General features: G+C 66.4%; 20 protein-coding genes. 6 read left to right on the top strand and 14 right to left on the bottom strand.

Annotation, left to right across the window (positions count from 1 at the left end):
- Window positions 1–2 precede the first annotated feature (2 nt).
- Complete coding sequence (gene cra, locus AC25M7_RS08790) at window positions 3–998, bottom strand: catabolite repressor/activator (RefSeq protein WP_486970946.1); 996 nt, start codon at window positions 996–998, stop codon at window positions 3–5.
- Between the two features lie 296 nt (window positions 999–1,294).
- Between cra and ptsP the strand changes: the two genes are divergently transcribed.
- Genes ptsP through AC25M7_RS08805 form a run of 3 tightly spaced genes read left to right on the top strand, consistent with a single transcriptional unit; the run spans window position 1,295 to window position 6,812 of the window.
- Entirely contained in the window at window positions 1,295–4,144 is a 2,850-nt protein-coding gene (gene ptsP / locus AC25M7_RS08795) for a phosphoenolpyruvate--protein phosphotransferase (RefSeq protein WP_486970947.1), read from the top strand.
- The gene (gene pfkB, locus AC25M7_RS08800; RefSeq protein WP_486970948.1) at window positions 4,144–5,091 is read left to right on the top strand and encodes a 1-phosphofructokinase; all 948 of its coding nucleotides are present in this window, start codon (window positions 4,144–4,146) and stop codon (window positions 5,089–5,091) included. Before ptsP ends, pfkB begins: the two co-directional genes overlap by 1 nt.
- Complete coding sequence (locus AC25M7_RS08805) at window positions 5,091–6,812, top strand: PTS fructose-like transporter subunit IIB (RefSeq protein ID WP_028689819.1); 1,722 nt, start codon at window positions 5,091–5,093, stop codon at window positions 6,810–6,812. Before pfkB ends, AC25M7_RS08805 begins: the two co-directional genes overlap by 1 nt.
- Before the next feature lie 82 nt (window positions 6,813–6,894).
- Here AC25M7_RS08805 and lepB read toward each other — a convergent pair whose 3' ends face one another.
- Window positions 6,895–7,671, bottom strand: a complete 777-nt coding sequence (gene lepB / locus AC25M7_RS08810; RefSeq protein ID WP_028689818.1) for a signal peptidase I — start codon at window positions 7,669–7,671, stop codon at window positions 6,895–6,897.
- 66 nt (window positions 7,672–7,737) lie between these two features.
- The gene (locus tag AC25M7_RS08815) at window positions 7,738–7,962 is read right to left on the bottom strand and encodes a DUF3820 family protein (RefSeq protein WP_028689817.1); all 225 of its coding nucleotides are present in this window, start codon (window positions 7,960–7,962) and stop codon (window positions 7,738–7,740) included.
- 204 nt (window positions 7,963–8,166) lie between these two features.
- On the opposite strand from AC25M7_RS08815, the gene AC25M7_RS08820 reads away from it, so the two are divergent.
- Window positions 8,167–8,643, top strand: a complete 477-nt coding sequence (locus AC25M7_RS08820) for a ferritin-like domain-containing protein (protein ID WP_182322072.1) — start codon at window positions 8,167–8,169, stop codon at window positions 8,641–8,643.
- Window positions 8,644–8,772: 129 nt separating this feature from the next.
- On the opposite strand, the gene AC25M7_RS08825 is transcribed toward AC25M7_RS08820, so the two are convergent.
- From AC25M7_RS08825 to AC25M7_RS08855, 7 genes are all read right to left on the bottom strand, one after another.
- The gene (locus AC25M7_RS08825) at window positions 8,773–10,269 is read right to left on the bottom strand and encodes a diguanylate cyclase domain-containing protein (RefSeq protein WP_486971000.1); all 1,497 of its coding nucleotides are present in this window, start codon (window positions 10,267–10,269) and stop codon (window positions 8,773–8,775) included.
- Between the two features lie 224 nt (window positions 10,270–10,493).
- The gene (locus AC25M7_RS08830; RefSeq protein WP_028689814.1) at window positions 10,494–11,804 is read right to left on the bottom strand and encodes an OprD family porin; all 1,311 of its coding nucleotides are present in this window, start codon (window positions 11,802–11,804) and stop codon (window positions 10,494–10,496) included.
- Between the two features lie 205 nt (window positions 11,805–12,009).
- Window positions 12,010–12,234 carry a hypothetical protein gene (locus AC25M7_RS08835; RefSeq protein ID WP_023631633.1) on the bottom strand — a complete coding sequence of 75 codons (225 nt, stop codon included), beginning with the start codon at window positions 12,232–12,234 and terminating at the stop codon, window positions 12,010–12,012.
- A gap of 130 nt (window positions 12,235–12,364) precedes the next feature.
- Window positions 12,365–13,780: a heavy metal sensor histidine kinase gene (locus tag AC25M7_RS08840; protein ID WP_028689813.1), complete on the bottom strand. Its 1,416-nt coding sequence runs from the start codon at window positions 13,778–13,780 to the stop codon at window positions 12,365–12,367.
- 123 nt (window positions 13,781–13,903) lie between these two features.
- Window positions 13,904–14,575, bottom strand: coding sequence for a heavy metal response regulator transcription factor (locus AC25M7_RS08845; RefSeq protein ID WP_050703789.1), 672 nt, complete (start codon window positions 14,573–14,575; stop codon window positions 13,904–13,906).
- A gap of 9 nt (window positions 14,576–14,584) precedes the next feature.
- Complete coding sequence (locus AC25M7_RS08850; RefSeq protein WP_069016124.1) at window positions 14,585–17,677, bottom strand: multidrug efflux RND transporter permease subunit; 3,093 nt, start codon at window positions 17,675–17,677, stop codon at window positions 14,585–14,587.
- Entirely contained in the window at window positions 17,674–18,837 is a 1,164-nt protein-coding gene (locus AC25M7_RS08855) for an efflux RND transporter periplasmic adaptor subunit (protein ID WP_236179615.1), read from the bottom strand. Before AC25M7_RS08855 ends, AC25M7_RS08850 begins: the two co-directional genes overlap by 4 nt.
- Window positions 18,838–19,059: 222 nt before the next feature.
- On the opposite strand from AC25M7_RS08855, the gene AC25M7_RS08860 reads away from it, so the two are divergent.
- Entirely contained in the window at window positions 19,060–20,643 is a 1,584-nt protein-coding gene (locus AC25M7_RS08860; RefSeq protein ID WP_062364007.1) for a methyl-accepting chemotaxis protein, read from the top strand.
- Between the two features lie 118 nt (window positions 20,644–20,761).
- Here the strand turns inward: AC25M7_RS08860 and AC25M7_RS08865 are convergent, their stop codons facing one another.
- The 4 genes from AC25M7_RS08865 to norR form a co-directional block, all read right to left on the bottom strand.
- On the bottom strand, window positions 20,762–21,496 hold the full coding sequence (locus AC25M7_RS08865; RefSeq protein ID WP_486970949.1) for a YkgJ family cysteine cluster protein: 735 nt from the start codon (window positions 21,494–21,496) through the stop codon (window positions 20,762–20,764).
- Window positions 21,493–21,804 carry a hypothetical protein gene (locus AC25M7_RS08870; RefSeq protein ID WP_028689807.1) on the bottom strand — a complete coding sequence of 104 codons (312 nt, stop codon included), beginning with the start codon at window positions 21,802–21,804 and terminating at the stop codon, window positions 21,493–21,495. Before AC25M7_RS08870 ends, AC25M7_RS08865 begins: the two co-directional genes overlap by 4 nt.
- An 88-nt stretch (window positions 21,805–21,892) precedes the next feature.
- Window positions 21,893–22,792 carry a chemotaxis protein gene (locus tag AC25M7_RS08875; protein ID WP_028689806.1) on the bottom strand — a complete coding sequence of 300 codons (900 nt, stop codon included), beginning with the start codon at window positions 22,790–22,792 and terminating at the stop codon, window positions 21,893–21,895.
- 92 nt (window positions 22,793–22,884) lie between these two features.
- Window positions 22,885–24,435 (bottom strand): nitric oxide reductase transcriptional regulator NorR, encoded by a 1,551-nt coding sequence (gene norR / locus AC25M7_RS08880; protein WP_028689805.1) that lies wholly within the window; start codon window positions 24,433–24,435, stop codon window positions 22,885–22,887.
- Between the two features lie 154 nt (window positions 24,436–24,589).
- Here norR and hmpA point away from each other — a divergent pair, with 154 nt between their 5' ends.
- Complete coding sequence (gene hmpA / locus AC25M7_RS08885) at window positions 24,590–25,768, top strand: NO-inducible flavohemoprotein (protein ID WP_028689804.1); 1,179 nt, start codon at window positions 24,590–24,592, stop codon at window positions 25,766–25,768.
- The last annotated feature ends 417 nt before the right edge of the window (window positions 25,769–26,185 follow it).

Consider the following 26,185-nt stretch of genomic DNA (forward strand, 5'->3'; position numbering starts at 1 on the left):
GTTCAGGCCTTGGCGATCCGTTGCTTGAAGGTGCGGCCGATGGCGTGCACACCGGGCTCGTAGCGCTTGTCCTCAATGGCGGCCAGGGCCAGTTCCAGCGCGGTGGCGGCGATCAGGCCGTGCTGCTGGGCCATGGCGTTGACCGGCAGCGGCAGGAAGTCGAGCAACTGGTTGTCGCCGAAGGTGCCCAGTTGCAGCTCACGGGAATCCTCAGGGCGCGCCTGGAGGGTGTCGAACACGCCCTGCAGCAGCACGTAGGAGGTGGTCACCAAGGCATCCGGCAGACCGCCCAGTTCGTCGATCAGTTGCTGCATCAGGCGCTGGCCGCATTCACGGCTGAAGGCCTCGCCCTGGTAGCGCCGCACGTCGCCGTCGAAGCCTTGCAGGGCCTCGTCGAAGCCACCGGCGCGGGCCTGGCTCACCGACAGCTCGGGGCGGGCGCCGATCAGGGCGATGCTGCGCGGGCGGGTTTTCAAAAGGCTCTGGGCCAGCTGGCGGCTGGCGTCGCGGTCGTCGCTGATCACCGAGCAGAAATGCGCCGGGTCCAGGCGTCGGTCAATGGCGATCACCGGCAGGCCCTTGGCCTGCAGCTCGCGGTAGCTGTCGTCCTCCGGCGGCAGGCAGCTGGCGACGAACAGCGCATCGCAGCGGCGGGCGCGGAACAGCTGCTGCAACTGGCGTTCGCTGTCGGCCTGGTCGTCGCTGCTGGCGATCAGCAGCTGGTAGCCACGGGCGCGGGCGCCTTGCTCCAGTTGCTTGGCGATGCGGGCGTAGCTGGGGTTCTCCAGATCCGGGAGAATGAAGCCCAGGGTGCGCGTGTGGCGGCTGCGCAGGCCGGCGGCCTGGGGGTTGGGCGTAAAGCCGTGGGCCTCGACCACCGCACGCACGCGCTCGACGGTGCTGTTGCTGATGCGCTGCTGTTCGGCCTTGCCATTGATGACGTAGCTGGCGGTGGTCACGGACACACCGGCCAGACGGGCGATATCGCTGAGTTTCACCGAATTTTCCTTGTTGTTTCCGGGACTGGCCACGGGGCTTGACCGGCTAGTTTCACCCATCCGCGGGCCCGCGCGCAGACGACCATTGTCGCAATTGTCCGACAGGATGGGGCTTTTTCGTTGGCAGATTATCGAGTAACGTGGCCGTCTGGTCAGATTAAACGTTTCAGCAAGACGAAATTTCCTGCCTGGAAATACGCATTCGCCCGTTGCGCTGATCGTTTTGGCGGCTTTTGCCGTCGAATTCCACAACAATACCTCGGTAGCCAACAGGGCTGCCGCAAAAGGAGAGGGTCATGCTCGAGCTTGCCGTGGAGCAGATTGCCATGGGCCAGCGTGCCGCCGACAAGGGCGAGGCACTGGCGTTGCTGGCCGATCGACTGGTTGCCGATGGCTTGGTCGCCGAGGGCTACCTGGCGGGGCTGCAGGCCAGGGAGGCGCAGGGCTCGACCTTCCTCGGCCAGGGTATCGCCATCCCCCACGGCACGCCGCAGACCCGCGTGCTGGTGTACGCCACCGGTGTGCGTCTGCTGCAGTTCCCCGATGGCGTGGACTGGGGCGACGGCCAGATCGTCTACCTGGCCATCGGCATCGCCGCCCGCTCCGATGAACACCTGCGTCTGCTGCAGTTGCTGACCCGTGCCTTGGGCGAAACCGACCTGGCCGAGGCGCTGCGCCGGGCCAGCTCCGCCGAGGCGCTGCTCAAACTGCTGCAGGGCGCGCCGCGCGAGCTGGCGCTGGATGCCCAACTGGTCGGCCTCAACCTGGCGGCGGAAGATTTCGACGAGCTGGCCTGGCGCGGCGCCCGCCTGTTGCAACGCGGCGGCTGTGCCGACAGCGGCTTTGCCGCCGTGCTGCAGCAGACCGAGCCGCTGCCGCTAGGCGAAGGCCTGTGGTGGCTGCACAGTGAACGCGAGGTGCGTCAACCGGGCCTGGCCTTCGTTACTCCACAGCAGCCACTGCGCTACCGCGACCAGCCGCTCAATGGCCTGTTCTGCCTGGCCAGCCTCGGCGCCGCCCACCAGGCCTTGCTCGAGCGCTTGTGCGAGGTGCTGATCGAGGGCCGTGGGCAGATGCTCTACCAGGCCACCAGCAGCCGCGCCGTGCTCGAAGTGCTCGGCGGCGAGGTGCCCGCCGACTGGCCCAGCGCTCGGGTGGTGCTGGCCAACGCCCATGGCCTGCATGCGCGTCCGGCCAAGGCGCTGGCGCAGTTGGCCAAGGGCTTCGAGGGCGAGATCCGCATCCGTCTGCATGATAGCGCCCAGCCCGCCGTCTCGGTGAAGAGCCTGAGCAAGCTGCTGAGCCTCGGCGCTCGCCGTGGCCAGGTGCTGGAACTGATCGCCGAACCTGGCGTTGCCGCCGATGCCTTGCCGGTGCTGCTGGCCGCCATCGAGCAGGGGTTGGGCGAGGAGGTCGAGCCCTTGCCGCAAACGGCAGCTGTGGAGCAGCCACCCATCGAAACCCTCCAGGCTCCGACGCCCGGCAGCACCCTGCAGGGTGTCGCGGCCGCGCCGGGCATTGCCAGTGGCCCGGCCCATGTGTGCGTCGAGCGCGAGATCGACTACCCGCTGCGCGGCGAGTCGCCGGGCCAGGAACGCGCCCGGTTGCGAGTGGCCATCGACAAGGTGCACGCCGACCTGCAGGCCCTGGTGCAACGCAGCGACAAGGCCATCGGCGAAATCTTCATCACCCATCAGGAAATGCTGGCCGATCCGGCCCTGACCGATGACGTCGAGGTGCGCCTGGCCCAGGGCGAGAGCGCCGCCGCCGCGTGGATGGCGGTGATCGAGAGCGCCGCCCGCCAGCAGGAGGCGCTGCACGACGCGCTGCTGGCCGAGCGCGCCGCCGACCTGCGCGATATCGGTCGCCGTGTGCTGGCCCAGTTGTGTGGCGTGCAGACGGTGGTCGAGCCCGAGCAGCCCTACGTGCTGGTGATGGCCGAGGTGGGCCCGTCCGATGTGGCGCGCCTGGACCCGGCGCGGGTCGCCGGCATCGTCACCGCCCAGGGCGGCGCCACCGCCCACAGCGCCATCGTCGCCCGGGCGCTGGGCATCCCGGCGGTGGTCGGGGCCGGCGCGGCCGTGCTGCTGCTGGAGAACGGCACGCCACTGCTGCTCGATGGCCAGCGCGGGCAGGTCGAGGTCGCGCCGCCCGAGGCCCGCTTGCAAAGGGCGCTGGCCGAGCGTGATGCCCGCGAGCGGCGCTTGCAGATCGCCTGGGCCAACCGCCATGAGCCGGCCCTGACCCGCGACGGCCACGCCGTCGAAGTGTTCGCCAACATCGGCGAAAGCAGCGGCATCGGCAAAGTCGTCGAGCAGGGCGCCGAAGGCGTCGGCCTGCTGCGCACCGAGCTGATTTTCATGGCCCACCCGCAACTGCCCGATGTGGCCACCCAGGAGGCCGAGTACCGCCGGGTGCTCGACGGCCTGGGCGGGCGCCCGCTGGTGGTGCGCACCCTTGATGTGGGCGGCGACAAGCCCTTGCCGTACTGGCCGATCGCGGCGGAAGAGAACCCGTTCCTCGGCGTGCGCGGCGTGCGCCTGACCCTGCAACGCCCGCAAGTGATGGAAGACCAGCTGCGGGCCCTGCTGCGCGCAGCGGACAATCGCCCGCTGCGCATCATGTTCCCCATGGTCGGTCAGCTCCATGAATGGCGTGCCGCCAAGGCCATGGTCGAGCGGCTGCGCCAGGAGGTTCCAGTGGCCGACCTGCAGGTGGGCATCATGGTCGAGGTACCGTCGGCCGCCCTGCTGGCGCCGCAGTTGGCCCGCGAGGTGGACTTCTTCAGCATTGGCACCAACGACCTGACCCAGTACACCCTGGCTATCGACCGTGGCCACCCGAGCCTCTCGGCCCAGGCCGACGGCCTGCACCCCGCGGTGCTCAACCTGATCGACATGACCGTGCGCGCCGCCCATGCCCAGGGCAAGTGGGTGGGCGTGTGCGGCGAACTGGCGGCCGATCCGCAGGCCGTCGCCGTGCTGCTGGGCCTGGAGGTGGACGAGCTGAGCGTCGCCGCCCGCAGCATCCCTGAAGTCAAGGCTCTGGTACGCCAGGCCGAACTTTCGACGGCACGCGCCCTGGCGCGCGAGGCCCTGCAACAAGACAGCGCCGAGGCAGTCCGGGCGCTGGTGGAGCGTTACTGATGGCCAAGATCCTCACCCTTACCCTCAACCCGGCGCTGGATATCACCATCAGCCTCGAGCGCCTGCGCCCCGGCGCGGTCAACCGCAGCCAGGTTCAGCACAGCCATGCCGCGGGCAAGGGGCTTAACGTCGCCCAGGTGCTGGCCGACCTTGGCCACAGCGTGACCGTCGGCGGTTTTCTCGGGCTCGATAACCTGGCGCCGTTCGAGGCGCTGATTGCCTGGCGTGGGTTCGCCGACTGCTTCGTCCGCGTGCCCGGCGAGACCCGCAGCAACATCAAGCTGGTCGAGGCCGATGGCCAGGTCACCGATATCAACGGGCCGGGGCCGCAGGTCGACGAGGCCGCCCGCGACGCTTTGCTGCGCCGACTGGCCGAGGTGGCCCCGGGGCATGACGCCGTGGTGGTGGCCGGTAGCCTGCCGCAGGGGGTCAGCCCCGAATGGCTGCGCGAATTGCTGCTCATGCTCAAGTCACAGGGATTGAAGGTGGCCCTGGACAGCAGCGGCGAAGCCTTGCGTGCCGGCCTTGAGGCCGCGCCCTGGCTGGTCAAGCCCAACACCGAGGAGCTGGGCGAGGTGCTTGGGCAGCCCGTGCTTGACCCGGCCGGCCGGCGCGCCGCTGCGCAGCGCTTGCTGGCCAGCGGTGTCGAGCATGTGGTGGTGTCCCAGGGCGAGCAGGGCGTGACCTGGTTCGCCGCCGGCCTGGCGCTGCATGCGCAGCCGTCGAAGGTGCACATCGCCAGCACCGTCGGCGCCGGTGATTCGCTGGTCGCCGGCATGGTCCATGGCCTGCTCCAGGCCGAGGCGCCCGCCGCCACCTTGCGCCGTGCCACCGCCATCGCCGCCCAGGCGGTCACCCAGGTCGGCTTCGGCATCCAGGATCGCGAGCAACTGGCCCGCCTGGAGGCCGCCGTGCACCTGGTAGAACAACAAGAAGAGGGTTGCTGATGAACATTGCCATTGTCACTGCCTGCCCCAACGGGCAGGTGTCCAGCGTGCTCAGCGCCCGCCTGCTGGCCGCCGCGGCCCAGCGTCGGGGCTGGAGCACCAGTGTCGAGGTGCAGGATGCCGAGCACCCCGAGCGCCGCCTGACCATGGCGCAGATTGCACAGGCCGACTGGGTGCTGGTGGTCAGCACCGGGGCGCTGGACCTGGCGCGCTTCGCGGGCAAGCGCGTGTACCAGAGCACGCCGGCCCAGGCACTGGCGGACCGCGAGGGGTTTCTTGACCAAGCCGCCGCCGAGGCTCGGGTGCACGAGGCGACACCGGCTCCACTGGGCAGCGCGCCGAAAATCGTCGCGGTGACCGCCTGCCCGACCGGCGTGGCCCATACCTTCATGGCCGCCGAAGCGCTGCAACAGGCGGCGCAGGCCATGGGCTACCAGCTCACCGTGGAGACCCAGGGCTCGGTTGGCGCGCGTAACCCGCTGCCGGCCGAGGCCATCGCCGAGGCCGACGTGGTGCTGCTGGCCGCCGATATCGAGGTGCCGGCTGCGCGTTTCGCCGGCAAGCGCATCTACCGCTGCGGTACCGGCATCGCCCTCAAGCAGGCGCGCGCCACGCTGGACAAGGCGCTGGCCGAGGGCAAGGTAGAGGCTGCGGGGGGGGCGCCTGGCGCGGTGCAGCAGGCCGAGAAGACTGGCGTCTACAAGCACCTGCTGACCGGGGTGTCGTTCATGCTGCCGATGGTGGTGGCCGGCGGCCTGCTGATCGCGCTGTCGTTCGTGTTCGGTATCGAGGCCTACAAGGAGCCCGGTACGTTGCCCGCCGCGCTGATGCAGATCGGCGGCGAGGCGGCGTTCAAGCTGATGGTGCCGCTGCTCGCCGGCTACATCGCCTGGTCCATCGCCGACCGCCCGGGCCTGGCGCCCGGGATGATCGGCGGCCTGCTGGCGAGCACGCTGGGGGCGGGGTTCATCGGCGGCATCGTCGCCGGCTTCCTGGCCGGCTACAGCGCCAAGGCCATCGCCCGCTGGGTGCGCCTGCCCAGCAGCCTCGACGCGCTAAAGCCGATCCTCATCATCCCCCTGCTGGCCAGCCTGTTCACCGGCCTGGTGATGATCTACGTGGTCGGCCAGCCCGTGGCCGCCATGCTTGAAGGGCTGACCCATTTTCTCGACAGCATGGGCACCACCAACGCAATTCTGCTCGGGCTGCTGCTCGGCGGCATGATGTGTGTGGACCTGGGCGGACCGATCAACAAGGCCGCCTATGCGTTCTCGGTAGGGCTGCTGGCGTCGTCGAGCTATGCGCCAATGGCCGCGACCATGGCCGCCGGCATGGTGCCGCCGATCGGCCTGGGCATTGCCACCTTTCTGGCCCGGCGCAAATTTGCCCAGAGCGAGCGCGAGGCCGGCAAGGCCGCGCTGGCGCTGGGGCTGTGTTTTATCTCTGAAGGGGCGATTCCGTTCGCCGCCAAGGATCCGTTGCGGGTGATCCCGGCGAGCATCGCCGGTGGCGCGCTGACCGGGGCCTTGTCGATGTACTTCGGCTGCAAGCTGATGGCGCCCCATGGCGGCCTGTTCGTGCTGCTGATCCCCAACGCGATCAACCATGCGCTGCTGTACCTGCTGGCGATCGTGGCCGGCAGCCTGCTGACGGCGGTGGTGTATGCCGTGATCAAGAAGAGCGAACAGGTGGAGATGGTGGTGGCGCCGGCCAAGGGGTAGGCCGGCAGGGCCCTTCGCGCGGCAAGCCTGCTCCCATGCCTGATGGTACATGTGATGTGGGAGCGGGCTAGCCCCGCGAGGGTCATTCGAACGTCATGCCGATCCGCTGGCGATGCTTCGAGTACCAGATACCGGTGATTTTCGCGGTCACGTCAGCTACCGCGACCTGGCCGATGTAGCGGCTGTCGTTGCTGTTGTCGCGACGGTCGCCGAGCAGGTAGACGTGGCCAGGTTCGACCGTCACGGGTGCCAGGCTCAGTGATTCTGGGCGGCGCACCATGTCCTGCGGCGCATGGAACAACCCCAGGTTGCGGTCATTGACGATCAACTCGCCCCCGACGATTTCCAGCCGGTCTCCGGCCACTCCGGCCACACGCTTGAAGGCCTCGCTAGTGCCTTGACGGTACAGCACGATATCGCCGACCTTGAGGGCTTCGCTGAAACGATGGTCACTGATGATGTGGTCGCCTATCTGCAGCGTTGGCTCCATCGAACCTGAAGGAACCTGGTCGAGCTGGTACCCGAACAGTGGTGCGCGCAGTGCCACCAACACCGCGGCCATGGCCACCACTGTTGCGGCGTAGGCCACCAGTTGTGCGCCAGGGGGTTCGCTCCCCGCTTGACCGCGCAGGGCGATCCAGGCCGCAAGACACGCCGAACCGAACTTGAGAGCCAGCACGATGGACAGGCCGACGATCAACGCTCTGGGCGTGGCGAACAGACCGATCAGGAAGAAGTCAGCAAGAATCAGCCCCAGCAGCATCAGTGCCCAACGGCGTCGTCCAACATAGAAAAGCCCCCAGCCAGAAACCAGCAGGGAAATGACAAAAGCCGAAGAAGCGGATTGGCGAGATGGCATGAAAGGTGATTCGTCCTTGAAAACGTGGTCTGTTTATTTCGGCAGGTGTCGAGCGTTCTTGATGAGTCAGCGTCGCGATGCCTTTGCCCGCAACGGTTTCAGCAGATCACCCAACCCGTTGTGGTCGATCTCATGCATCAACGCCAGCAACCCGCCCAGCTCCCCGGGCGGGAAGCCCTTGCGGGCGAACCACGCCAGGTAGTCGCCCGGCAGGTCAGCGATGATACGGCCCTGGTACTTGCCGAAGGGCATGGTGCGGGTGACCAGCAGTTGCAGGGTTTCAGGTTTCATCGAGCATCGGCCTGTGGCGGGTTGAGCGCGGACCATACTGCAAACTGCACGACGACCCAAGCGGCGATCATGCAGAACGCCGTTTTCAGGCTTTTGATTGTTTAGTTCAACTTGTTGATTTTTATAGTTATTTTTCTATTCATTAGCCTGGCACGAAGTCTGCTCCGGTAAAGGTGACTATCACCTGCCAAGGAGTTTGTTGCCATGAGCAATCCCAACAAAGACACGATTGACGTACTCAACGACCTGATCGAGTACAGCAAGGATGGTGAGAAAGGCTTCAAGACCTCTGCCGAGGATGTGAAGAATCCCCAACTCAAAGCCTTCTTCGTACAGCGCGCCAGCGAGTGCGCCACTGCTGCGGCCGAGCTGCAGAGCGAAGTGCGCCGGCTGGGTGGTGATCCAGAGACCAGCACCAGCATCAGCGGCGACCTGCACCGTGGCTGGGTCAACCTCAAGTCAATGGTCACCGGCAAGGATGAAGAGGCGGTGCTCAACGAGGTGGAGCGCGGTGAAGACCATGCGCTCAAGGCCTACAAAGAGGCCCGTGAGAAGCTGGTCAAGTTGGGGCGCTCGGTCAATGACCAGAGCTATGCACTGGTAGAGAAGCAGCTGCAGGGTGTGCAGCGCAATCATGACCAGGTGAAGGCTCTGCGTAACGCAGCTCGCGCTCAGTCTTGAGTTTGAGGGGCTGCTCTGCAGCCCTCTCGCTGGCAAGCCGGTTCTCACGAGATGGCACATGGCTGCATTTTGATGTGGTCGTTGTGGGAGCCTGCTTGCCGGCGAAAGGCCGCATAGCGGCCCAGCGCCTCAAGCCTCAGGCCCTTCCACCCGATTACGGCCATTGGCCTTGGCGCGGTACAACGCCTCATCCGCATCGGCCAGCAGAGCCGACAGATCCTGCGCGGTGCCCGGTACATACAAGCCGATTCCTACGCTGATCGTCACTGATCGCTCATCATCGCCGAACGGCGGCATCGCCTCTACGCTGGCGCGAATGCGCTCGGCCAGCAGCCGCGCACCCGCCAGGTTAGTCTCCGGCAACACCACCTGGAATTCCTCACCGCCATAGCGCGCCGCCAGGTCCGCCGGGCGCCGGATGCACAACTCCAGGGTCGTGGCCACCTCGCGCAGCACATGGTCGCCGCCCGCATGGCCGTGGCGTTGGTTAAATGCCTTGAAGTGATCCACATCCACCATCAGCACCGCCAGTGGTTTGCGGTTTCGCTGCGCCCGCGCCCACTCCTGACGCAGCACCTGATCCAGGCGGCGGCGGTTGGCAAGGCCCGTGAGGCTGTCGGTGGCGGCGAGGGTGGCCAGGCCTTGCTCGGCATCGTGGCGACGGCGCAGTTCACGACCCAGCAGCAGGGTCAGCCAGAGGATGCCGATGCACAGCACGCCGGTGGCTACGCTGACCACGATCGCGGTGCGCCGCCACGACTGGAACACCTCGTCGGCCGAGTGCGCCACCAGCACGATCAGCGGCAGGTCGGCGACCCGGGCGAAGGTGTAGATACGCAGGCCTTCATAGACCGTTGAGTGGGCGGTGAAGCTGCCGCTGCGCTCCTCGAGGATGCGCTTGAAGTTGGGGCGCTCGCTGAAGCTGGTGCCGATCAACGGATCCTGCGGCCGGGTCGGCTGGCGCGCCAGCAGCTGGCCGTCGGTGTTGAGCAGGTTGATGCTGCTGTCCACGCCGATGTCCAGGCGCTGGAACAATTCGTTGAAGTAAGACAGGCGCAGGGCCCCGGCGGCCAGGCCCTGGAACTCGCCGTTGGCGCCGGAGATGCGCCGGCTGAAGCTGATGCACCAGTCCAGGTTGCCCAGCCGCGCCTTGAACGGTGGGCTGATCAGCAGGCCCAGGCCCGGGCGGTCGCGGTGGGCTTGGAAGGGCACGGTGTCGGCGAAGTTGGCTTGGCGCGGCACCACGCTGGTGGAGTCGCCAAGCACGTCGCCCTTGGCATCGAGCCAGAGGATGTCGCCGCGCACCGGGGCTGAGAAGGCCTGGTTGAAGAGGATCTGCTGGCGCAGCTTGGCGGGCACGTTGAGCAGCTCGGGGTGCTGCACGGCCCAGATCAGGCCCTTGAGCGACTGGTCGTAGAGTTCGACGTTGCGCAGGATGTCGCTTTCGATCAGTTGCACGATGTTGCTCGACGAGCGCATCGCCGACTGCTCGACGCTGTCGCGCTCACGGGCCAGCAGGTAGCTGACGATGGCCACGATGGCGAGCACGGCAAGGCAGCTGCCCAGGTTGAGGACCAGCTCGGGGTGTGACTTGTACAGGGCGGATCGTGGTGATCGGGTGGGCAACGTCATGCTCGCAACTGCATAAGCCCCGGGATCCATGGGGAGTGGGCCGGAAAGCGGCGGCAGTATTTTAGGCAAGGCGGGATTGTCGGACAAGATCAAAGCTGATTTGGCCGACGGAAATGATTCAGTAGGCCCATCGCGGGGCAAGCCCGCTCCCACCATTCGCCAAGGCCAAGGCCAGGTCATGGTCGTGGGAGCGGGCTTGCCCCGCGATCGGTTTCAGATCAGAACACGTTCAACGGATAATCCACGATCACGCGGAATTCGTTGTTGTCCTGGATGTTCGAGTACGCCGCGTTGGCCCGGTGCGTGGCATAGCGCAGCAGCACCGACAGGTCCTTCAGCTGGCCTTGCTGGAATACGTACTTCACGTCGAAGTCACGCTCCCAGTGCCGGGCATTCTCGCCGTCGGCGTTATAGAAAGCGTAGTACTGGGTGTCCTGGCTGGCTTTGGTCAGGTCGGCCTTGCCGCGCGAGTACGACAGCGAGGTGCTCAGGCCCGGCATGCCGAGGCCGGCGAAGTCATAGTCGTACTGCAGCTTCCACGAGCGCTCGTTCGGTGCGTTGAAGTCCGAGTACATGCGCGAGTTGTCGAGGAAGATGCTGTCGCCCAGGTTGATGTAGTCGAACGGCGTGTCGCCGTTGACCCGCTGGTAGGCGGCGGTGACGCTGTGGTACCCGGCGGCGACGGTGAAGTGCACGCTCCAGGTGTTGTTGTCGATGTCGCCCAGCTTCGACTGGCCGGTGTCCTGGGTGTGATAGAAGTGCACGCCAGGGTTCAGGCTGACCAGGTCGTTGACCGCGTAGGTGTAGTCGAAGTCGGCGTAGTACTGGTTCCAGATGTCCTTCAGCTCGGCGGCGTAGACGTTGGCGGTGACGCCTTCGGTGCCGCTCCAGGACGCACCGGCCCAGCTCAGGTTCTGGCTGTCCTGCTCGGGCGTCTGGTTGCTGTAGTAGGTGTTGATGCGGCGGTGGCCGCTCTGGTTGTACGGCTTGGTGAAGCTGACCTTGCCGCCTTCGAGCATCAGCCCGTCGATGCTGCGGTTGGTCACGGCGACGCCGCGGAAGGTCTGCGGCAGCATGCGGCTTTCGCCACCGGCGATCACCGGGTTGGTGAGGAACAGGTCACCGGCCTTGAACTCGGTATCGAAGCCCTTGAGCTTGATCGCGCCGCCAGCGGTGGAGAAGGCATGGCGTGCCTTGTCTTCCGGCGCGCTCGGCAGGATCGAGGTGCCGGCGCGGCCGCCGCCGCCGTCCAGCTTCAGGCCGACCATGGCGTGGGCGTCGAGGCCGAAACCGATCACGCCGGGCGTGTAGCCGGACTCGAAGCGGGCGACGGCACCTTGGCCCCACTCGCGCTTGTCCTTGATCGAGGCATTCTTCTCGTTGCGGTTGAAGTAGGCATTTCTGAAATGCAGGTTCAGCGTGGAACCCTCGATGAAGCCATCAGCCTTGTCTTCATCGGCCTGTGCGGCCATGGGCATCGTTGCGGCCAATGCAACGAACAACGGGGTGAAACGAAACGCAAAAGACACCGGTACACACTCCTTTGGTCAAGCGATGGGGCATTTTTTTATTGTCGTGTCTGCAAGTTCTTATTAGAGACGTAACAGCCAGGCTGATATTTTCGACGCATAAAAAAAGCCGCTGAAAGGCAGCGGCTTTGAAAGGCTAACATATCGTCACAGGCAGTGCCCATGGTGTAGCCCAGGGAAAACTGGAAACAGTTGACGTGGCCGGTCAACTATCGGCATCGGTATCGACAGATACCTTGGAGGCTGTCTGCTGTGCGTCTTTTGCCGCAGCGGACTGCTGTGCGGCGTAAGCGTCACGCGCCTCCTGGTGAACTGCGGCGAGTTCGGCGTTACGGGCAACGAAGGCCGGGGATTCTTCGGCCATGGCCAGGGGCGACAACAACAGGGAAGACAGGACGAACACGCTGGCAATACCCATACTGTTGGACATTTGATGCAACCTTCTTGCGTGGCAAGTGCTAATGGAGACAGGGCTAAAGTTAGTCCTGTAAACAGCGGGGAAACAGAGGCTGTTCAGATAAGCACTGTTGCGCAAAAAGTAATGATCGCGGCAAAAACACTCAGACTTTTACCGCAAACCCGCGTAGTTGAGCGTTCGGCAGGTTAATGCCGAAGGTATTGGCGCCGGCTTGGCTGTGCACGAAAACACTGCCACCGTGCATCAGGGCGATCGCCTTGACGATGGCCAGGCCCAGTCCGTGGTTGCCGCCGCCGCTGTTGGCACGCGCTGCATCCACGCGGTAGAAGCGCTCGAACAGCATCGGCAGGTGCTCGTCGGCAATCGCCGGCCCTGGGTTGCTCACCGCGATGCTGACCTGTTCCTCGCCCGCCTCGATGCGCACCTGGATCACCTGGTGCGGCGCGGTGTGCTGGACGGCGTTGTTGAGCAAGTTGATCAGCGCCCGGCGCAGCTGGGCCTTTTCGAAACAGGCTTGGGCGTCGCCGCTGACGCTGACGCTGACCTGGGCGTCCTCGAGGATGTAGTCGAGGTAGTCGAGGGTGGTGGCCACTTCCTCGGCCAGCGAGGCGCTGGTCAGCGAGGTGGCCTTGCTGCCCTGGTCGGCGCTGGCCAGGAACAGCATGTCGTTGATGATGCTGCGCAGCCGCTCCAGCTCTTCGAGGTTCGATTGCAGCACCTCGAAGTAGTGCTCGGCGCTGCGCCCGCGGGTCAGGGCGACCTGGGTCTGGCCGATCAGGTTGGTCAGCGGCGAGCGCAGTTCGTGGGCGACGTCGGCGTTGAAGGCCTCGAGTTGCGAATAGGCCTGGCTGACCCGGTCGAGGGCGGCGTTGAAGGCGCCGGCGAACTGCGCCAGCTCCGGCGGCAGGTCGCGGGTCTGCAGGCGGTCGTCCAGGCGCGGCGGGGCCAGGGCCTGGGCTTCGTCCGACAGCGCCAGCAGGGGCCTGAGGCCGATGCGCGCGACCCAGTAGCCGAGCAGCGAGGCCAGCAGCACGCCGAGGGCGGCCAGGCCGACGATGGCCACCAGCAGGCTGTGCTGGGCCTGCCAGAAGGTCTCGGTGTCGATGCCGATCAGAAAGCGCAGCGGCGGGCGCTCACCCAGCGCCGGCAGTTCGCTGACCAGCACCTTGTACGGGTAGGGGCTGTCGCTCAGGCGCAGGTCACGCATGCCCGGCGCGCCCTCGGCGAAGCCGCGCACCTGCTCGGTGGGACGGCCGTACTCGAAGGCCGGGTTGCTGCTCACCACCCAGAAGCGGATGCGCCGGTCTTCCTCGCTGAGCAGGTTGAGCTTGTTGTTGATCTTGGCCCAGTGCTCGGGGGTGCCGTAGCGGTTGAGGGTGGATTCGAGCACGCTGAAGCGCGCGTCCAGTTCGGCGGCCGGCAGCAGGTCGAGGCTGCGGTCGACCTGGCGGTACAGGGCGCTGCCGATCAGCACGAACACGGCCAGGGCCACCAGGGTGAACAGCGCCGAGAGGCGCAGGGCGATGGAGTTGCCGGGTTTGCTTCGGAAAAGGGTCATGGACAAATCTCACTGGGGGCTGCTGCGCAGCCCTTTCGCGACGCAAGGCCGCTCCTACAGGGAGACGCGAGCCGCTGTGGGAGCGGCCTTGCGTCACGAGTGGGGCGCGCAGCGCCCCCCGGGCTACCCACGGTGCTCCAGGACATAACCCATGCCTCGAATGGTATGCAGCAGCTTGTTGTCGAACGGCCCGTCGAGCTTGGCGCGCAGGCGCTTGATGGCCACCTCGACGACATTGGCGTCGCTGTCGAAATTGATGTCCCAGACCAGCTCGGCGATGGCGGTCTTGGACAGGATCTCACCCTGGCGCCGGGCCAGCACGCTGAGCAGCGAGAATTCCTTGGCGGTGAGATCCAGACGCGCCCCCGCGCGGGTGGCCTTGCGTGCCATCAGGTCGATCCACAGGTCCGCCACCTGGATCTGCAAGGGCTCATGAATGGCGCTGCGTCGGGTCAGCGCCTGCAGGCGGGCGACCAGTTCAAGGAACGAGAACGGCTTGCCCAGGTAGTCGTCGGCGCCTTCGCGCAGGCCATGAATACGGTCCTCGACCCGCTCACGGGCGGTGAGCATGATCACCGGCGTCTGCTTGCGCGCCCGCAGTGCGCGCAGCACGCCGTAGCCATCCAGGCCCGGCAGCATCACGTCGAGCACGATCACCGCGTAGTCGCCTTCCAGGGCCAGGTGCAGGCCGTCGATGCCGTCGCGGGCCAGGTCGACGGTGAAGCCCTGCTCGGTGAGGCCGCGATGCAGGTAGTCGGCGGTTTTCTCTTCGTCTTCGATGATCAGCACACGCATGGTCTTGTCTCAACTGGCGGTCGGCGCGGGGGCGGCAGCGGCCCGGCGGCGGTGGAACAGGCGCTCCAGGGCCAAGTATATGACCGGGGTGGTGAACAGCGTCAGCGCCTGGCTTACCAGCAGGCCGCCGACCACGGCGATGCCCAGCGGCTGGCGCAGTTCGGCGCCGGTGCCGAAGCCGAACATCAGCGGCACCGCGCCGAGCAGCGCGGCCAGGGTGGTCATGATGATCGGACGGAAGCGCACCAGGCATGCCTGGCGGATCGCCTGCTCGGGCGTCATGCCCTGGTGGCGCTGGGCGTCGAGGGCGAAGTCGATGAGCAGGATGCCGTTCTTCTTGACGATGCCGATCAACAGCACCACGCCGATCAGGCCCATGATGGTGAAGTCCTGGCCCATCAGCCACAGCAGGATCAGCGCGCCCAGGCCCGCCGAGGGCAGGGTGGAGATGATGGTCAGCGGGTGCACGAAGCTCTCGTAGAGCACGCCGAGGATGATGTACACCGCCACCAGCGCGGCGAGGATCAGGTATGGCTGGCTGGACAGTGAGCTCTGGAACGCCTGGGCCGCGCCCTGGAAGTTGCCGGCGATGGAGTCGGGCATGCCCAGCTCGCGCTGGGTGCGTTCGAGGATCTGCACCGCATCGCCCAGGGCCACGCCGGGAGCCAGGTTGAACGACAGGTTGGCCGCAGGGAACAGGCCGTCGTGGCTGATCGACAGGGGGCCGGTGCTGGGCGGCGCGACATGGGCCAGGGCCGACAGCGGCACCATCTCGCCGGACAGCGGCGAGCGCAGGTAGAAGTAGTTGAGGCTTTCGGCCTTGCCACGCTGGCGGGCGTCCAGCTCGAGGATCACCTTGTACTGGTTGGTCTCGGTCTGGAACTCGCTGATTTGTCGCTGGCCGAAGGCGTCGTACAGCGCCTGGTCGACGTCGGTGGTGGTCAGGCCGAAGCGCGCCGCGGCCTGGCGGTCGATGTCGATGCGGGTGACGCTGGCGCCCAGCTGCAGGTCGTTGGACAGGTCGCGAAACGCCGGGTTTTCGCGCAGGCGCTCGGTCAGGCGCTGGGTCCACAGGTTCAGCGCCACGCCGTCGTTGCTCTTGAGCACGTACTGGTACTGGGTGCGCGAGGGACCGGAGCTGAGGTTGATGTCCTGCCCGGCGCGCAGGTACAGGACGATGCCGGGGATCTGCATCAGTTTCGGGCGCATGCGGTCGATCCACTCACTGGCCGAGACGTCGCGTTCGCCACGGGGCTTGAGGGAGATCCAGAAGCGGCCGTTGGCGATGGTCTGGTTGCTGCCGGTGACGCCGACCGAGTGCGAGAAGGCGCGCACCGCAGGGTCGGCCTCGATGATCTTCGCCAGGGCCTGGTGTTTCGCGATCATCGCCGGGTAGGAGACATCCGCCGCCGCCTCGGTGGTGCCGAGGATGAAGCCGGTGTCCTGCAATGGGAAGAAGCCCTTGGGGATGGCCACGTAGCCGGCCACCGCCAGCGCCAGGGTCAGGCCGAACACGCCGAGGGTGACGCGCCGGTGCGCCAGGGCCCGGTCCAGGCCCTTTTCGTACCAGCGCACCAGGCGCTGGCCGAGGCCGCCGTGCTGCTCGTCGGGCGGGCGGCGCATGCACAGCGCGGCCAGGGTCGGTGCCAGGGTCAGCGAGACCACCACCGAGATCAGGATGGTCGCGGTGGCGGTCAGGGCGAACTCCTTGAACAGCCGACCGACCACGCCGCCCATGAACAGCAGCGGAATGAAAGCGGCGATCAGCGAGAAGCTGATCGACACCACGGTGAAGCCGATCTCGCCGGCGCCCTTGAGCGCGGCGGTGCGGCTGTCGTCGCCGGCCTCCAGGTGGCGGTGGATGTTCTCCACCACGACGATGGCGTCATCCACCACGAAGCCCACGGCGATGACGATGGCCACCAGGGTGAGGTTGTTGAGGCTGAAACCGAACACGTACATCAGCGCGCAACTGGCGATCAGCGACACGCCGAGCACGCTGGAGACGATGAAGGTCGCCGACCACTGGCGCAGGAACAGCGCCATCACCCCGATCACCAGGGCCACGGCGATCATCAGGGTCAGCTCCACCTCATGCAGCGAGGCGCGGATGGTCTGGGTACGGTCCTGCAGCACCGAGACATCGACCGCCGCCGGCAGCATCTCCTGCAAGCGCGGCAGGGCGTCGAGCACCCGGTCCACGGTGTCGACGATGTTGGCGCCGGGCTGGCGGAAGATCACCAGGTTGAGCCCCGGCCGGTCGCCGGACCAGGCCTTCACATAGGCGTTCTCGGCGCCATCGATCACCTTGGCCACATCGGCCAGGTGCACCGGCGCGCCGTTGCGGTAGCTGACGATCAGCCTGGCGTAGTCCTCGGGATGGAACAGCTGGTCGTTGGCGGCAAGGGTCGACACGCTGTGCTCGCCGTACAACGCGCCCTTGGCCAGGTTGAGGCTGGTCTGCTGGATGGCCAGGCGGATATCGGCCAGGGTCAGGCCGATGGCGGCGAGCTTCTCGGGCTGGGCCTGCACGCGGATGGCCGGGCGCAGCTGGCCGGTGATGTTGATCAGGCCGACCCCGTCGATCTGGCTGAGCTGGCGGGCCAGCAGGGTCTCGGCGTAGTCGCTCAGTTGGTTGCCGGGCATCTGCGTCGAGCTGACGGTGAGGATCAGCACCGGGCTGTCGGCCGGGTTGACCTTGCGCCAGGTCGGCGGGCTGGGCATGTCCTGGGGCAGGCGCGCGGTGGCGGTGTTGATCGCCGCCTGGACTTCCTGGGCGGCGGTGTCGATGTTCTTGTCGAGGGTGAACTGCAGGATCAGGTTGGTCGAGCCCAGGGCGCTGCTGCTGGTCATCTGGGTCATGCCGGGGATGGCGCTGAACTGCACCTCCAGGGGCGTCGCCACCGACGAGGCCATGGTTTCCGGGCTGGCGCCGGGCAGCTGGGCGGTGACCTGGATGGTCGGGAAGTCGGCCTCGGGCAGGGGCGCCACCGGCAGGCGCGGGAAGGCGATGGCGCCCAGCAGCACCAGGGCGAAGGTCAGCAGCAGGGTGGCGATGGGGTGGTCGATGCACCAGGCCGAGACGCCGTTGCGGGTGTTCATGGCTGGCTCCTGCGGTCGGCCATCTCCGCCGGGGCGGGGGCGTCGGGCGTGACCTCGACGGTGCTGCCGGGCTTGAGCCGCGACTGGCCGTCCAGCACCAGGCGGTCGCCGGCCTTGACCCCGGCGATGACGTTCAGCGTGCTGTCCTGGTACACCACCTTGACCGGCACGGCGCTGACCTTGTCGCCGTCCAGGCGATAGACGAAGTGGCCGTCGATGCTGCGCTGCACCACCGGCGGCGGCACCACCAGGGCGTCCTCGTCCACTGCCGTACGCAGGCGTATCGTGACCAGTTGGCCGGGCCACAGGCGGCCGTCCTTGTTGTCGAACTCGGCTTTTACCCGCACCGTGCCGGTGGTGGCCGAGACCTGATTGTCGATCAGCATCAGGTGGCCCCTGGCGAGCAGGCTGCGTTCACCGTCGGCGTCCATGTACGCCTCGACCTCGGCGGGGGTAGGTGATTTCAGCAAGCTCTGCAGGACGGGGAGCTGCTGCTGGGGCAGGGCGAACTCCACGGCGATCGGGTCGATCTGGGTGACGCTGAACAGGCTCTGGGTGTCGCTGGTGCGCACCAGGTTGCCGGGGTCGACGTTGCGGATGCCGACGCGGCCGGTGACCGGCGAGCGGATCTGCGTATAGCTGAGCTGTACCGCGGCATTGTCGATGGCCGCCTGGTTGCCCTTGAGGGTCGCCTGCAACTGGTTCACCAGGGCTTGCTGCTGATCGAGGGTCTGCTTCGACACGCCGTCGTCGGTGCTCAGCAGCTGGTAGCGCTTGAGGTTGACGTTGCCGACCTGCAACTGCGCCTGGGTCTGGCCGAGCTGGGCGCGGGTCTGATCCAGGTTCGCGCGGATCGCCCGGTCGTCGAGGGTGGCCAGCAGGTCGCCCTGGCTGACCCATTGGCCTTCCTTGACCAACACCTGGGTCAGCACGCCCTCGACCTGGGGGCGGACCTCGACGCTGTGCAGCGACAGCACCGAGCCGATGGCGCTGAGGTAGCGCGGTACATCCTGCTGGGCCACCGCGACCACCCGCACCGGGATCGCGCTGGCGGCGCGGCTGGCTGGAGCTTGCTGGCGCAACCCCTGCCAGGTGCCGACGGCGGCCAGCAGGACCAGGGCCAGGGCAGTGATAACGAGGGAACGGGACGGACGTCGCATCGGGGCGGGCACCTTGGCCAAGGGGCTGGGGAAAAGATTCGGCTATTGCAGGGTTATAGCGCGCCGAGCGGGTCGGCAGCGTGACGCCTGGCTGTCACGGCTGTCAGTTTCGGCGGGTTGATGGCCAAGTGCCAATACCCTGCCGTGGATCAATATTGCACCGACGTTTGCCCCTAAAGTCGTACGCCCTGCCGATTTCCCGTACAACAACGAGAGCCTCCGATGAAGTGCAATGTGCCTGTTACCGGTCGCGAAGTGGATTACCCCGGCGACGCCAACATCCTGTCCACCACCGACCTGGACAGCCGCATTACCTATGCCAATGATGATTTCCTGCGGATCAGTGGTTTCTCCCGCGAGGAACTGCTGGGCAACGCCCATCACATCGTCCGCCATCCCGACATGCCGCCCCAGGCGTTTGCCCAGATGTGGCAGGCGCTCAAGGCCGGGCGTTCGTGGATGGGGCTGGTGAAGAACCGCTGCAAGAACGGCGACCACTACTGGGTAAGCGCCTTCGTCTCGCCGATCAGCAGCGGCGGGCAGGCGCTGGAGTACCAGTCGGTGCGGACCAAGCCTGGGGCCGAGCAGGTCGCGGCGGCCGAGCGCTGCTATGCGCGCCTGCGCGAAGGCCGACTTGGCTGGCGTGAGCGCTTGCCGGTACTGGGATTGGGCTCACGTTTGTCGCTGGCGGTCGGTGCCGTGCTGGCGCTGGTAGTGGGTGCCGGGCAGTGGTGGCTGGGGGCGCCGTTGCTGGAATCGCTGGTGGAAGTGGCAGCGGCGGCAGGTTTGAGCAGCCTGGCGATTCTGGTGCTGTTGCGCCCTTACGAGCGGTTGCGCCAGCAGGCCCAGGCGATCGCCGACAACCCGTTGAGCCAGCAGTTGTATACCGGCCGGCGTGACGGCCTGGGGCAGATCGAGTTCGCCATGCGCATGCTCAAGGCGCAGCTGGGGGCGGTGGTCGGGCGCATCGGCGATACCTCGTCGCGCCTGGCCGGGCACTCCGGCTCGCTGGTCGAGGCCCTGCACAGCAGTCATGCCAACAGCCTGGAGCAGCAGAGCGAAGCCGACCAGGTGGCGACAGCGATCCACCAGATGAGCGCCAGCGTCGCGCAGGTGGCCAGCAGCGCGCAGATGGCGGCGATGGCCGCCGACCAGGCCGAGGGTGAGACCCAGTCCGGCCATCACCTGGTCGACCGCAACCGCTGCGCGATCCAGGACCTGGCCGGCTCGCTGGTCGAGGCCAGCGAAGTGATCCACCAACTGGAGAATCACAGCAGCGAGATCTCCGGGGTGCTCGACGTGATCCGTGGCATCGCCGAGCAGACCAACCTGCTGGCGCTGAACGCCGCCATCGAGGCGGCGCGTGCCGGTGACCAGGGGCGTGGCTTCGCGGTGGTCGCCGACGAGGTGCGCGGCCTGGCCCAGCGCACCGCGCAGTCGACCCACGATATCCAGCGCATGATCGCCGCCCTGCAGGAGGGTGCCCGCGCGGCGGTGCAGGTGATGCAGCAGAGCAGCGCCCATGCCGGGCACAGCGTCGAGCAGGCGCAACTGGCCAGCGACGCGCTGGACAGCATCAGCGTGCGGGTCAACCAGATCAACGAGATGAGCCTGCAGATCGCCGCAGCGGTGGAGCAGCAGAGCCAGGTCAGCGAGAACATCAACCGCAACATCACCAGCATCCGCCAGGCCAGCGAGGCGACGGTCAGCGTCGGGCAGCGCAGCCACAGCAGTGCCAGTGACGTGGCGGAGCTGGCCAAGGACCTGCGGCGGCTGGCGGATGAGTTCTGGCGGCGGTGTCAGTGATTGAGTTGTCAGTGCCGGCCCTATCGCGGGGCAAGCCCGCTCCCACAATAGTGGCCTCGAAGCCTGGAGTGTCGAGGGCTAGGGCGTGGGAGCGGGCTTGCCCCGCGATTGGATCTATCTAGAAACCGATGAACGCATAGTAGACCGGCGCTTCGCCCGTCACCTGCAGGCGATGCCCCTGTAATTCGGCCGCAAGCGCCTCGTCCTGCACATGCACCACCCATGGCCCATCGACCGCCTGTGGCGGCTGCTCCAGCACTGCCGCGAACGCCGTCATGTCCGGCAACCACGCGGTAAACCCGTTGCCCTTAAGCGCGCTGGTGGTCATCCCCAGCGTCTGGCAGATCGCCACCTTGGCGGCGATATCGTCGCGGTCCGCCTGACGCGAAGCCTCGATCAAGGTGCGCAGTGTCTCATCCACCGGCAGGCTGCCATGAATCAGCTCAGGCCCTTGTTTCCAAGCTTCGGGCGGGCAGTCCTTGTTTTCCGGCCGCAGCGGCAGGTGCGGGTTGATTTCCGCCGGGTAGATGCGACAGACCAGCGGCCGGCTTTCATAGATGCCGCACAAGTCGTTGTCGTCGAGGTTGCGACAACGCCCCGGGTTGAACGCGGCGAAGGTGACCGACACCTGCAGTTGCCCGGCGCCACAGGGCACCGGGAATGAACGGCGCAGCACATGCTCGCGCTGGTCCACCGGCATGCCCGGGCCATCGGCGAGGAACCCTTCGATCAGCACCACCACCTGGCCGCCGGAGGCCGCCCACGAGTGGGCCTCGGCAAGTGTCAGCGGCACATGATGGCCCGTGCAGCATTTGCCGCAGCCGGTGCAGGCGAAGCGAATGCTGTCGCTCATCGCTTGCCGGCGTCCCATTCGCTGGTGAAGGCTTGCTGGCGTTGGCGGTCATACAGGCACAACTCGGTACCGGTGCGGTTCTGCATGTGCTTCTGCGGGTAGGTGCCCTCGATCAACAGCGCGCTGTAACCGACCCGGTCGTCGAACTCGGTGGGCTTGCCCAGGGCGTGGGCATCCTTGAACTGGCTGGCGGCCAGGCAGGCCTTGAGCATGTGCTTGCGCTGGTCGGTCCAGGCCTGGTTGCTCGAGGCGTGGGCTACGCCGCTGGCAAGGGCGCAGAGAATGAGGAACGAACTGAGGTATTTCATACGCGACACCGCCAATGAATCTGCGAAGGGCGCGAATTATGCCCGAACGTTTTCCTTCATCAAGTCAGGAAAATCCTGACTTGATGTGTCAGCGCTCCTCGAACACCACCGTCCGCGCCGCCGTCACCAGGCAGTTGGTCAGCTCCGGCGAGGAGAACTTGGTCAGGATCGCATTGGCCCCCGCCAGCTTGGCCTTGTCGCCGCTCATCGCGCTGTCCAGCGAGGTGTGCAGCAGGATGTACAGGTGCTGGAAGTCCGGCGTTTCACGCAGGGTGCGGGTGAAGGCGAAGCCATCCATCTCGGACATCTCGATGTCGGAGACGATGATGTTGATTTCCCGCTCGGTGCCTTGCAGCTCCAGCAGCACGTTGATCGCATCCTTGGCGCTGCGCGCGGTATGGCACTCGATGCCGAGGTTGCGCAGGGTGTGCACCGATTGCTGCAGCGCGACCTGGCTGTCGTCCACCACCAGGATGTTGGCGGCGGCCAGCAGGCTGGCGTCTTCCTCGCTGACTTCGCCCGGGTGCGGCTCGTGGGCCGGCGGTGCGATGCCGTGGATGACTTTCTCGATGTCCAGCACCTGCACCAGGGTGTTGTCGACCCGGGTCACGCCGGTGATGAACGAGCGGTTGCCCGATCCGTAGGGCGGCGGCTTGATGTCGGTGCTCAGGCAATGGACGATGCGGCTTACCGCCTGCACGTGCAGGCCCTGGCGCGAGCGGCTGATCTCGGTGACGATCAGGCAGCCGCCGTCGGGGTCGGCCAGGGGCATTTCGCCGATGGCGCGGGACAGGTCGATCACCGACAGCGAGTTGCCGCGCAGGGTGGCGACGCCTTTGACATGCGGGTGGGACTCCGGCAGCTTGGTCAGCGGCGGGCAGGGGATGATCTCGCTGACCTTGAGCAGGTTGATAGCCATCAGCTTGCCGCTGCGCAGGGTGAACAGCAGCAGGGACAGCGAGTCCGCGCGGGCTTTTTGCGTGGCCATGGGCAACCTTCGGTTCGAAATGGGGGAGGATGCCGGGTTATCGGCTTTTTGGCGTCAGGCTTTAGCGTAGTTTGCTATTTGCGATGGTGTATTCAGCGCAAGCCCAGTCGCTTGGCCAGCCGGCTCAGGTTGGCCCGGTCCAGCCCCAGCTCTCGCGCCGCGGCGGCCCAGTTGTCATGGTGGCGATTCAGGCAGGCTTCGACGATCTGCCGCTGATAATCATCCACCGCTTCACGCAGCCCGCCCTCGGGCAACGGCACATCGGCCGACGGCGCTTCGGCTACTACCGGCATGGCCGGCGCCAGGTTGCGTAGGTCGAGGTCGGCCGCTTCCAGGGTGAGGATCTTCGGCCGCTGCCCGTGTTGCCCCAGCGCCTTGAGCGCCGAACGGCCGATCAAGTGCTCCAGCTCGCGCACATTGCCCGGCCAGCCGTAGGCCAGCAGCGCGGCCTGGGCGTCCGCGGACAGCCGCAGGCTGCCCAGCCCCAGGCGCGAGCGGTTCTGTTCGAGGAAATAGCCCGCCAGCAACAGCACGTCGCGACCCCGTTCGCGTAGCGGTGGCACGTGCAACGGATAGACGCTCAGGCGGTGATAGAAGTCGGCGCGGAAGTGGCCGCTGCGCACCTCCTCGGCCAGGTCGCGGTTGGTCGCGGCGATCAGACGTACATCCACGCGGTGTTCGCGATCCGAGCCCAGCCGCTGCAGTTGCCCGCTTTGCAGTACCCGCAGCAGCTTGGCCTGTACCGCCAGGGGCAGTTCGCCAACCTCGTCGAGGAACAGCGTGCCGCCGTTGGCCAGCTCGAACTTGCCTCGGCGTTCGCCGTGGGCGCCGGTGAAGGCGCCGCGCACGTGGCCGAACAGTTCGCTCTCCACCAGGGTGTCGGGCAGCGCGGCGCAGTTGAGGCTGACCATCGGTTTGTCGGCGCGCTGGCTGGCGCGGTGCAGGGCCTGGGCCACCAGTTCCTTGCCGACGCCGGTCTCGCCGGTGATCAGCACGGTCAGGTCGCTGCCGCCGACCAGGCGGATCTCCTCGACCAGGCGCTTGTGCGCCTTGCTCTGGCCGATCAGTTCCCGGTCCTGGCCGCTGGCCTGGCGGTACACCTCGGCGCGCTGGTGTTCGTCCTCGGCGCGCGAGGCCAGGTGTTCGATGCGCTCGGCCACGGTCACCGTGGCGGCGGCCAGGCTGGCGAAGGCCTGCAAGGCGTCGAGCTCCAGGCTCTGGAACTGGCCGGGGGTGAGGGCGTCGAGGGTCAGCAGGCCCCAGGGGCGCTCGTCGACCATCAACGGGCAGCCCATGCAGTCGTGGACTTCGAGGTCGACATGCTCGGCATTGACCAGGCCGTCATAAGGGTCGGGCAACTGGCTGTCACTGGCGAAGCGGGTCGGCTCCGGGCGACTCAGGAGCACCTGGAAGCGCGGATGCTCGCTGACCTTGAAGCGTCGGCCCAAGGTGTCTGGCGACAGCCCATCCACCGCCAGCGGCACCAGCCACTCACCGTCCAGGCGCAGCAGTGCCGCGGCATCGCAAGGCAGCAGGCCGCGCATGGCACCGAGCAGGCGGCGGTAGCGCTCCTGGTCGGGCAGGTCGCAGGAGAGGTCGCTGACCAGAGGGAGGAGGGCGGTGAGCAGGGGCTTTGCAGTCATATGGACTCCTGTTGGTCGTAATGACTATACGCCTGAGTGTGTCTTTATGACACTGATGTGCTCAAGAGCCTGATTTTATTGGTGTTTAAAGTTGGCACGATTGCTGAAATACCCCAGGCAACCATTCGAAGCCATAGGCTCAGGAGTTGTCGCAATGCTTAATGCCGAACAACGTGCAATCATCAAGGCCACTGTCCCCCTGCTGGAAAGCGGTGGTGAGGCCCTGACCACCCACTTCTACAAACTGATGCTCAGCGAGTACCCCGAGGTGCGTCCGCTGTTCAACCAGGCCCACCAGGCCAGCGGCGACCAGCCGCGTGCCCTGGCCAACGGCGTGCTGATGTACGCCCGTCACATCGACCGGCTCGAGCAACTGGGCGGCCTGGTCGGGCAGATCATCAACAAGCATGTGGCCCTGCAGATTCTCCCCGAACATTATCCGATCGTTGGCAGCTGCCTGCTGCGCGCCATCGAGCAAGTGCTGGGCAAGGACATCGCCACCCCGGAAGTGATCGCCGCCTGGGCCGCCGCCTATGGCCAGCTGGCCGATATCCTCATCGGTGCGGAAGAGCACCTCTATAAAGAGAAGGAGCAGGCCGCTGGCGGCTGGCGCGGTACCCGTGAATTCCGCCTGGTGCGCCGCGAGCAGGAAAGCCGCGAGATCGTCTCGTTCTACTTCGCACCGCTCGATGGCAAGCCGGTGCTCAAGGCCGAGCCGGGCCAGTACATCGGCTTGCAGGTGTTCATCGATGGCCAGGAGCAGCGCCGCAACTACTCGCTATCGGCTCTGTGCGACGGCGAGCAGTACCGCATCAGCGTCAAGCGCGAAGCGGGTGGCAAGGTCTCCAACTACTTGCATGACGGCTTGATGGTCGGTGATACCCTGCAACTGTTCCCGCCATCCGGTGACTTCACCCTCGCCGCCAGCGACAAGCCGCTGGTGCTGATCAGTGGCGGGGTTGGCATCACCCCGACCCTGGCGATGCTCGAGGCGGCGCTCAAGACCGAGCGACCGGTGCACTTCATCCACTGCGCGCGAAATGGCGCGGTGCACGCCTTCCGCGACTGGATCGACGGGCTGGCGGCGCGCCACCCGCAGCTCAAGCGCTTCTATTGCTACGCCGAGGAAGATGGCAGCCAGGCCGCCGACGCCGTGGGCCTGCTGGACCAGGCGCTGCTGGGCGAGTGGCTGCCGCGTGAGCGTGACATCGACGCCTACTTCCTCGGGCCAAAGGGCTTCATGGCCGCGATCAAGCGCCAGCTCAAGGGCCTGGGCGTGCCGGAAGGGCAAGCGCGCTACGAGTTCTTCGGACCGGCGGCGGCGTTGGAGTGAAACGCTGAGCCCATCGCGGGGCTTGCCCCGCGATTCATCCCAATCGCTGCGGTTCGGCGTTCTGTCGCGCCGGCAGCACCCGGATGCTCCCGGCCGTGGGTAATCGAGAACGAAACGGACGATGACATTCGGCGCTATCGATGTGGCTGAGCGCCGAACCGCAGCGATTGGGCCTGTCCCTTCTCTATATAGAAAGAGATGAACGCCTCCACACCGGCGTTCATCTTTAATCCTCCTTTAATCACGGTATCCTTCACTCCCGGGTGTCGAGGGGCCTGCCCCTGTCCGGTGCTCAAGCTGGCACATTTTTCATGTTGGCCAGTGAACCGAAACCGACCCGCTCGGTCCTAGGTCATCAGTGGATAGCCACGCACGCCCCTGCTCGATGCATTCAAAGGTCATCTCCAGCGTGTAGAC

This window comes from Pseudomonas sp. P106(2024), assembly GCF_057480815.1.

Excerpts from the sequence above, each read along its gene's own strand:
- AC25M7_RS08840 (WP_028689813.1), bottom strand. The coding sequence starts at position 13,780 with ATGACCCTTTTCCGAAGCAAACCCGGCAACTCCATCGCCCTGCGCCTC.
- pfkB (WP_486970948.1), top strand. The coding sequence starts at position 4,144 with ATGGCCAAGATCCTCACCCTTACCCTCAACCCGGCGCTGGATATCACC.
- hmpA (WP_028689804.1), top strand. The coding sequence starts at position 24,590 with ATGCTTAATGCCGAACAACGTGCAATCATCAAGGCCACTGTCCCCCTG.
- AC25M7_RS08875 (WP_028689806.1), bottom strand. The coding sequence starts at position 22,792 with ATGGCCACGCAAAAAGCCCGCGCGGACTCGCTGTCCCTGCTGCTGTTC.
- ptsP (WP_486970947.1), top strand. The coding sequence starts at position 1,295 with ATGCTCGAGCTTGCCGTGGAGCAGATTGCCATGGGCCAGCGTGCCGCC.
- AC25M7_RS08865 (WP_486970949.1), bottom strand. The coding sequence starts at position 21,496 with ATGAGCGACAGCATTCGCTTCGCCTGCACCGGCTGCGGCAAATGCTGC.
- lepB (WP_028689818.1), bottom strand. The coding sequence starts at position 7,671 with ATGCCATCTCGCCAATCCGCTTCTTCGGCTTTTGTCATTTCCCTGCTG.
- AC25M7_RS08845 (WP_050703789.1), bottom strand. The coding sequence starts at position 14,575 with ATGCGTGTGCTGATCATCGAAGACGAAGAGAAAACCGCCGACTACCTG.
- AC25M7_RS08835 (WP_023631633.1), bottom strand. The coding sequence starts at position 12,234 with ATGTCCAACAGTATGGGTATTGCCAGCGTGTTCGTCCTGTCTTCCCTG.
- norR (WP_028689805.1), bottom strand. The coding sequence starts at position 24,435 with ATGACTGCAAAGCCCCTGCTCACCGCCCTCCTCCCTCTGGTCAGCGAC.
- AC25M7_RS08820 (WP_182322072.1), top strand. The coding sequence starts at position 8,167 with ATGAGCAATCCCAACAAAGACACGATTGACGTACTCAACGACCTGATC.
- AC25M7_RS08855 (WP_236179615.1), bottom strand. The coding sequence starts at position 18,837 with ATGCGACGTCCGTCCCGTTCCCTCGTTATCACTGCCCTGGCCCTGGTC.
- AC25M7_RS08870 (WP_028689807.1), bottom strand. The coding sequence starts at position 21,804 with ATGAAATACCTCAGTTCGTTCCTCATTCTCTGCGCCCTTGCCAGCGGC.
- AC25M7_RS08860 (WP_062364007.1), top strand. The coding sequence starts at position 19,060 with ATGAAGTGCAATGTGCCTGTTACCGGTCGCGAAGTGGATTACCCCGGC.
- AC25M7_RS08815 (WP_028689817.1), bottom strand. The coding sequence starts at position 7,962 with ATGAAACCTGAAACCCTGCAACTGCTGGTCACCCGCACCATGCCCTTC.
- AC25M7_RS08850 (WP_069016124.1), bottom strand. The coding sequence starts at position 17,677 with ATGAACACCCGCAACGGCGTCTCGGCCTGGTGCATCGACCACCCCATC.
- AC25M7_RS08805 (WP_028689819.1), top strand. The coding sequence starts at position 5,091 with ATGAACATTGCCATTGTCACTGCCTGCCCCAACGGGCAGGTGTCCAGC.